Raw genomic sequence first — 7,440 nt, forward strand, 5'->3', positions numbered from 1 at the left:
GAAACAGCATCAGTGGTTCAAAATTAAGTTGCGAAATGGTTCACTTTTCACTTGCGAAATACAATTATATTGGTCATAAGGATAAAATAATTGATAGTAATGCCCCCTCAAGCATACAAAACAGAACTTTCTTTGAAGTCATTTTAATTGAACTTCAAATCTTTTTATATTCTTACCTTTGTTTTTTACGTTAACTATCTCAAAATCTCCTACTTCTTTTGTATTTTGAACATGGGTTCCCCCGCATGCTTGGTCATCTATCTCTCCTATTGAGATGACTCTAATGTCGTTAATATGCTCGGGGATCAAACTGATCATGGTTTTAATAACCCCTTCCCGTGATTCAGCTTCCGCCCTAGAGATGACAGATTGTGTAACAGGGTGGCCGAACTGAATCTCTTTCTTCACTTTATTTAAAAGATCCTCCGTTTTCTCCTTGTCCCATTCACTTATGCCTGAAAAGTCAATACGGGCTTTATTTACTTGAATCTGATTGCCGGTACACAAGTAACCGTGCTCATTATAGAGGACTGCTGCAATTAAATGCAGCAACGTATGGTAACGCATTTGGGTAAAGCGGTGTTCCAAATCAATTTCTATTTGAACGGGACCCTCATGTAAGGAAGAAGGGTTGTTAGATATGTAATGTACAATTTCTCCATTTTCCCTTCGAACTTTTGCCACATTCACCTTATTGTTAGATTGAATCATCCATCCAATGTCGCTTTCCTGTCCTCCGCCTTTTGGATAGAAAATAGTTTCATCGAGCCACACTTTGTTATCTTCAATTTTTAAAATCTTTGCTTCTAATGTGCTTTTGTAAGAGTCGTTAAGAAATCGTTCTGTTGTAGTCATAATATACTCCTTTTCAAAAAAATTTTTAGCTTTCCAAAAAATTGTTGACTTTATTATAACTCAATGATACATTAACTTCAAAATATAAAGATAATTCAGAAGGGAGTAGTTTTATGGATATTGAAGAGAGGATACTAAAAAAAGGAATTGAACTTCCTCCTACTACAGAACCAATGGCTAATTATATTAGTGTTTCTCGGACAGGAAATCTCCTATACACCTCTGGAGCAAGCTGTTTCAAAGAAGGTGTACCTGTGTACCAGGGGAGGCTTGGAGAGGAATTAACTGTGGAGGAAGGATACGAAGCTTCAAGACTAACAGCCTTGAATATTATTAGCAATTTAAAAAAAGAATGCGGGTCACTTAACAGGATAAAAAAAATTGTTAAGATGCTTGCTTTTGTTAATTCTGCTGATTCTTTCACTCAGCAACCGGAAGTGATCAATGGAGCTTCTGATCTTTTTATGGAAATTTTCGGTGAAAAGGGAAAACATGCGCGATCTGCCATAGGGACGAATGTATTGCCTTTTCATATACCTGTTGAGATTGAATTAATTGTAGAGATCAATGAATAAAACTAGGAGAGATAATATGTACGTTACATTACAGAATATATACCAAGCGCAGGCAAACTTAGTGAACATTACACGAAAAACCCCTATTATTTATTCCGAAAAATTATCTTCTTTGGTGGGGGCAGAGATTTATTTGAAGCTAGAAAACATCCAGGTAACTGGATCTTTCAAAGTTAGAGGAGCATTTAATAAAGTGAGTGCGCTTACAAAAGACAAAAGGGCCAATGGGGTGGTTGCTTTTTCAGCGGGAAATCATGGAGCAGGAACTGCTTATGCGGCCAGTAAAATGGGAGTACCATGTTTAGTTGTTATGCCGGATGTGCCCAATGAGGATAAGAAACAATCCATTTTATCTTATGGCGCAGAAGTGGTTCCAGGAGGAATGACTTCCGTAGAAATGTTTAAAACGGCTGTAAAACTGGTTGAAGAACGAGGCATGACATTGATCCACCCATTTAACGATTTACATATCATAGCCGGCCAAGGAACAGTCGGTAATGAATTGATGAAACAGCTTCCAGATGTAGATGTGGTTGTCTGTGCAGTAAGTGGAGGAGGGCTTATTTCAGGGGTTGCTGCAGCCGTCAAAGAAACGAAGCCACGCACTCAAATGATAGGAGTAAATACTGAGGGAGCTCAAGCGATGTACCAGTCACTTGCAAACGACAGAGTGACAGAAGTGGAAGAGGTAAATACGATTGCTGATGGCTTAATGGCCAAGGAACCCGGTGAGTTAACCTTTAATCATACAAAAAAATATGTGGATGATATGGTGTTAGTTTCTGAAGAAAAGATAAAAGAAACGGTGGGAATAATGGCTAAAGAGACAAAAACCATTGTCGAACCTTCAGGGGCAGCTGCATTGGCGGCATTATTGGAAGGAAAAGTATCTTTGGAAAAAAATCAGAAGGTCTGCGTTATCGTGAGTGGGGGAAATGCTGAGAAACATCTATATGGAGAGCTTTTTTCATCTTATTATTGAGAAGGAGGAGTTGCAATTGGGAACAGTCATTACTAATGTACGCATAGTCGGTGCGGAGGAATTCAGTGTTATCGAAAATGGGATGGTACGCTTTGATAACACTGGCATCCGCTCTGTAGGAAAACACTTGGAAATGACCCGTGAGGATGAAGTGGTGGATGGAAAGGGAGCAACCCTTCTTCCCGGTTTAATAGACTGCCATATTCACCTTGGAATGGACGCATCGCCAGATCCTTTCAAGCAAATAGAAGAGGATGATGATGCAACTCTAGCTTTAAGGGCGGTCAAACAGGCATCGCAATTTTTAGCCAATGGAATTACCACGGTTAGGAATGTAGGTTCGAAGAATAATATAGATATATCTTTTAGGGAAGCGGTTAAAAAAGGACTGGTAAGTGGGCCGAATATTGTCGCTTCCGGTATGCCAATTGTCATGACGGGCGGTCACTGTCACGTCATGGCGATTGAAGCAGATGGCCTTTACGAAGTTCAAAAAGCCGCTCGCGCACAAATCAAAGCTCAAGCGGACCTCTTGAAGATTATGGCAACAGGTGGTGTCCTTACTAAAGGAACAGACCCTGGCGCTTCGCAGTACGAGCTCGAAGAAATAAAATGCGCTTGCCAAGAAGCTCATAAAGCATCTTTGACTGTAGCAGCTCACGCTATTGGATTGGAAGGTGTCAAAAATGCAATAAAAGGAGGAGTAACAACTATTGAGCACGGGGGGTATTTGGATGATGAGGCCGTACAGTTAATGGTAGAAAAAGGTACTTACCTTGTCCCCACTCTAATTGCTGCTCGCTTGCTGCTTAAACCCGAGAATAAGGGGGCGCCGCAATATATGATTGATAAAGTGACCTCCTATGTAGATCATCACAAAAAGAGTTTTCAGAAAGCTTTGAATAAGGGGGTGAAAATAGTAGCAGGTACAGATGCCGGTACTCCATTTAACTATCCAGGATATTTGGCAGATGAACTGGAGTTGATGGTTGCAGCGGGTATGTCGAAACTAGAAGCACTAAAGTCCGCTACCTATACTGCAGCTTGCTCAATGAATATTGAGGACCAGGTAGGTAGGATAAAGGAGGGGTTGCGAGCCGATTTTATTTTAGTTGATGGTAACCCGTTAGACTCTGTCAAAGCTTTAAAAAATATCGTGAAAGTTTATCAAAATGGACAAGTTGTAGTGAATTATGAAAATTTACATCCAGAAAAGGTGGGCATCAATGTCTAACTTACACCCAATATTAAAGAGTTATATTCCAATCGTTCATGGAATTGCCGAAACGTTTGGAGAAAATTGTGAAGTCGTTCTGCACGACCTGCAGGATGTTTCAAATTCAGTTGTTGCTATCGCCAATGGACAAGTGAGCGGAAGGTCAGAAGGTTCTCCATTAACTGATCTAGGCTTGCGAATCATTAAAGATGGAAACGAAGGAAAAGATCTCTTATTGAATTACGATAACAGCCAAAAAGATAAAGTGATCAAATCCAGTTCCATGATTATACGCGATGAACATGGAAATACAATCGGCTGCTTATGTATTAACCATGATATAACACATTTAAAATACATTGAACACTCTCTAAAAGGAATTATCCAAATGAAAAGTCTAAAAAATAATCAGGAAAGGAAACATACGGAATCTTTCCCTTACTCCGTTTCTGATTTAACTAGTTATATCATCTCTGAAGTACTAAAGGATACAGAAAAGCCACCGGTCATGATGGATAAAGACGAGAAAATACAAGTAGTGAAGACATTAGATAAAAGAGGGATCTTTTTAATTAAAGGAGCGGTACAAGAGGTAGCAAAATTACTTCACGTTTCAAAATACACTGTATACAACTACTTAGATGAGGCAATAAAAAATTAATATGCTCTGAGAGGAGTGCAAATAATGTCCGAACCGAGCCTTCAACCTGTAAATCAAACGCCTAACTTTAAGAAAAGGAATTTTTTTCAAGGCTTTTTGGATAAGATTGAGAAAGGCGGAAATAAACTTCCAGATATTTTAACCATTTTTTTGATCCTGACAGGGGTTATATTGGTAGCGTCTCTTGTAGCTGGCTTATTGGGTTGGGAAGCCGTTAACCCAGCTACGAATGAGACGATTACAGCAATAAATTTATTAAACTCTGAAGGAATTGTCAATATATTAACGAGTGTTGTAAGTAATTTCATGGAGTTCCCTCCGCTTGGGATGGTTCTAGTTGCTATGATTGGTGTAGGTCTGGCCGAAACAACCGGCCTGATTTCAGCACTCATGAAGCGCACGGTGTTGATGGCCCCGGCTGTCTTGGTTTTACCAATCATTATTTTTGTTGGAATAGTGGGCAATGCAGCAGCTGATGCGGCATTTGTCGTTCTTCCGCCTGTTGCTGCTATGATGTTTCTGACGATCGGGAGACATCCTGTAGCCGGTCTAGTCGCTGCCTACGCTGCAGTAGCAGGAGGCTTTAGTGCAAACGTTATCTTAAATGTTCTTGATGTAGCTATAGCAGGTTTTACCGGGGCTGCTGCTCAAATTGCCGATCCAAACTTTGTTGTTAATCCTGCGATGAATTATTACTTCACCGTGGCCTCTACTTTTATGTTAATACCGGTGGCTGTTTTTGTCACAAACCGATTTGTAGAACCCAGGCTTGGTGATTATACAGGAACGTATTCAGAGGAACTAAGTAAGGTTACCAATGAAGAACGAAGAGGGTTAAAGTGGGCTGGCATTGTATTTGTGGCCATTATTGGAGTGTTACTTCTACTTATCTTACCGGAAGGGGCATTGCTTCGTGATCCTGAAACCGGATCCATTATTCAGTCTCCCTTTATGGAGGCCCTTATTCCAATTATTCTAGTTGTCTTCTTCCTTCCTGCACTTGCATACGGAATTGGGTCAAAAACTATTAAAACAGACAAAGATGTAGCGGAACATTTGACAAAAGCCATGTCAGGAATGTCGTATTATATCGTCATTGCTTTCATTGCCGCTCAAATGATCGCTTATTTTAACTGGAGTAATCTCGGGCCAATTATTGCTATTAAAGGAGCGGAGTTCCTAAAAAGTATAGGGCTTACGGGACTGCCTCTACTTATTGGAATCATCTTATTCTCTGCCCTGATAAACCTACTGATAGCTAGTGCTACTGCTAAATGGGCCATATTGGCACCCGTTTTCGTGCCAATGTTAATGTACTTGGGTTATAACCCTGCCTATTCACAGATGGCTTATCGTATTGGAGATTCTATAACGAATACCATTACCCCAATGCTTGCTTATTTCGCCATTCTGTTAATGTTTGCCAAGAAATACGATAACAATATTAAAATCGGTACACTTATTTCGATATTGCTGCCCTATACCATTTTCTTTGGTATTTCATGGATTATCTTTTTCTCCGTTTGGTATATGTTTGACTTGCCGTTAGGGCCAGGGTTCTACATTAGGCTATAACAGATGTACAAGAATGCTAGAATTAAATAAACAATTTGTTCTCTGGATATGTAGACCAGTGTAATACAGAATTTAAGAATAGGGTCAAAAAGCAGGCGGAGAAAACCCATAGATTTTCTCCGCCTGCTTTATTTTTATGGACTTACCTGCGTCCATCTTGCAAACGGCAGTCTCATGCCCGATTAATCATCTGTCATTTACATTCTTTACACAGTCTTCACGCTAGATTACGAGACTGGGAGAATCCTCTGCACAGAGGAGGAAAAGTACGATGCACAGGCATTCCTGCGCTTCCTGAAGAAGATTCTTTTTGAATATCCGACAGGCAAAATCGTCATAGTGCTTGATAATGCTAGGATTCATCATGCCAAGCTTATCCGCCCGTTCCTTGAAAAGAACCGGGTTCGCTTGGAGTTCGTCTTTCTGCCTCCCTATAGCCCACAGCTAAACCTGATGGAAGGTGTTTGGAAATGGCTCAAGGACTCCGTCATCAATAATGTGTTTTTCACGACAAAAGTGGGGGAAAACCTTGTTAAAACAACATTCTTTGGTTATTCAGTAGACCCTAAATAGGGCTTCTCCTAAAAAAACATTACTATAAAAGATCTCTTTAAATCGCCCTTGTATAAAAATTATTGCGAAATGAAATCTCGATATAAATTCCAAACCTCTTCTCTTCTTTGTTCATATTTTTCACTATCATATAAATTTTGTTCGACTAATAAGCCGTCAATGAGGGTGAAAAAAAGTGAAATCAGTTGTTCTGTATCCTCTTTTTTAATCCACCCTTCTTCTCTGCCAATCTGGAAAAACTCGGACAATTGAATTGAAATTTCTTTTTCTAATTCTTCAAAGTCCTGTCTCAAAGTTTGAAGCAGGGAGGCTGGCGGATGCATTAATATTTGCTTTAAAATAACCTGCCAAGAAGCAATATTACTTGAATCTGTGTAAAAATAAAAAAAAGCACGAATGACTTCATCGATTGGTTTTTTTCTAAGGGCCAAAACAAGCTTCATTAATGATTCCCGTTCTTTTACTTTTAAATCTTTTATAATACTAAGGAAAAGTTGCTCTTTAGAATTGAAATGAGAATAAATGGAAGGCGTTTTAATACCTACCTTTTGAGCGATATCCTTAAGAGTAGTTCCTTCGTAACCATATTTAGTAATGTAAGATAATGCTGTTTTCTTTATTTTATTAACTGTTTGGCTCATCAATTGATCCTCCTCTTCACTTATTATAAATAATATTGCCTTTCCTAACAATCATTAGGTATAAAAATATAAAAAATTAAAGTTTTATCTTTTCTTTTATCAATGACATTGATATAATTTCCTCATACAAAAGCCTTAAATACTTGATATTATAGCTAATTAGTCTATTCTACCCAATGTTTATTTTTATAATCGCTAACTAATAATAGTTAGTTTACAACTAAAAAACACCGTGTTATAATCTATCCTACAACATTATTTATTTTAACTAACTAATATAAGTTAGTAAAAGTGGATTAAAAGTAAGCGTCAAATAAAACACACATTCTATTCATAGGTCAGCCGTGGGATAATCTTCTTAG

General features: G+C 38.7%; 7 protein-coding genes and 1 pseudogene. 6 read left to right on the plus strand and 2 right to left on the minus strand.

The annotated features are described in order from the left end of the window. Positions 1–138 precede the first annotated feature (138 nt). Positions 139–855 carry an alanyl-tRNA editing protein gene (locus tag FS666_RS18490; protein WP_144463687.1) on the minus strand — a complete coding sequence of 239 codons (717 nt, stop codon included), beginning with the start codon at positions 853–855 and terminating at the stop codon, positions 139–141. 113 nt (positions 856–968) lie between these two features. On the opposite strand from FS666_RS18490, the gene FS666_RS18495 reads away from it, so the two are divergent. The 6 genes and pseudogenes from FS666_RS18495 to FS666_RS18520 form a co-directional block, all read left to right on the plus strand. Further along, complete coding sequence (locus FS666_RS18495; protein WP_144463688.1) at positions 969–1,430, plus strand: RidA family protein; 462 nt, start codon at positions 969–971, stop codon at positions 1,428–1,430. Positions 1,431–1,446: 16 nt separating this feature from the next. Next, positions 1,447–2,412 (plus strand): threonine ammonia-lyase, encoded by a 966-nt coding sequence (locus tag FS666_RS18500; protein ID WP_144463689.1) that lies wholly within the window; start codon positions 1,447–1,449, stop codon positions 2,410–2,412. A gap of 16 nt (positions 2,413–2,428) precedes the next feature. Beyond that, positions 2,429–3,646, plus strand: a complete 1,218-nt coding sequence (locus tag FS666_RS18505) for a metal-dependent hydrolase family protein (protein ID WP_244943964.1) — start codon at positions 2,429–2,431, stop codon at positions 3,644–3,646. Then, a complete protein-coding gene (locus FS666_RS18510; protein ID WP_144463690.1) occupies positions 3,639–4,289 on the plus strand; it encodes a helix-turn-helix transcriptional regulator in 651 nt (216 codons plus the stop codon). The genes FS666_RS18505 and FS666_RS18510 overlap by 8 nt, the downstream gene beginning before the upstream one ends. A gap of 24 nt (positions 4,290–4,313) precedes the next feature. Beyond that, positions 4,314–5,864: an AbgT family transporter gene (locus FS666_RS18515; RefSeq protein ID WP_144463691.1), complete on the plus strand. Its 1,551-nt coding sequence runs from the start codon at positions 4,314–4,316 to the stop codon at positions 5,862–5,864. Between the two features lie 204 nt (positions 5,865–6,068). Further along, positions 6,069–6,377 (plus strand): annotated as a pseudogene (locus FS666_RS18520) (IS630 family transposase); the annotation flags it as partial. A gap of 119 nt (positions 6,378–6,496) precedes the next feature. Here FS666_RS18520 and FS666_RS18525 read toward each other — a convergent pair. After that, positions 6,497–7,078: a TetR/AcrR family transcriptional regulator gene (locus FS666_RS18525; protein ID WP_144463692.1), complete on the minus strand. Its 582-nt coding sequence runs from the start codon at positions 7,076–7,078 to the stop codon at positions 6,497–6,499. Between the last annotated feature and the right edge of the window lie 362 nt (positions 7,079–7,440).

It is taken from the genome of Siminovitchia fortis, from assembly GCF_007681465.1.
In the GTDB taxonomy this organism is placed as follows: domain Bacteria; phylum Bacillota; class Bacilli; order Bacillales; family Bacillaceae_C; genus Siminovitchia; species Siminovitchia fortis.

Coding starts and splice junctions, on each gene's coding strand:
- FS666_RS18490 (WP_144463687.1), bottom strand. CDS start 855: ATGACTACAACAGAACGATTTCTTAACGACTCTTACAAAAGCACATTA.
- FS666_RS18495 (WP_144463688.1), top strand. CDS start 969: ATGGATATTGAAGAGAGGATACTAAAAAAAGGAATTGAACTTCCTCCT.
- FS666_RS18500 (WP_144463689.1), top strand. CDS start 1,447: ATGTACGTTACATTACAGAATATATACCAAGCGCAGGCAAACTTAGTG.
- FS666_RS18510 (WP_144463690.1), top strand. CDS start 3,639: ATGTCTAACTTACACCCAATATTAAAGAGTTATATTCCAATCGTTCAT.
- FS666_RS18515 (WP_144463691.1), top strand. CDS start 4,314: ATGTCCGAACCGAGCCTTCAACCTGTAAATCAAACGCCTAACTTTAAG.
- FS666_RS18525 (WP_144463692.1), bottom strand. CDS start 7,078: ATGAGCCAAACAGTTAATAAAATAAAGAAAACAGCATTATCTTACATT.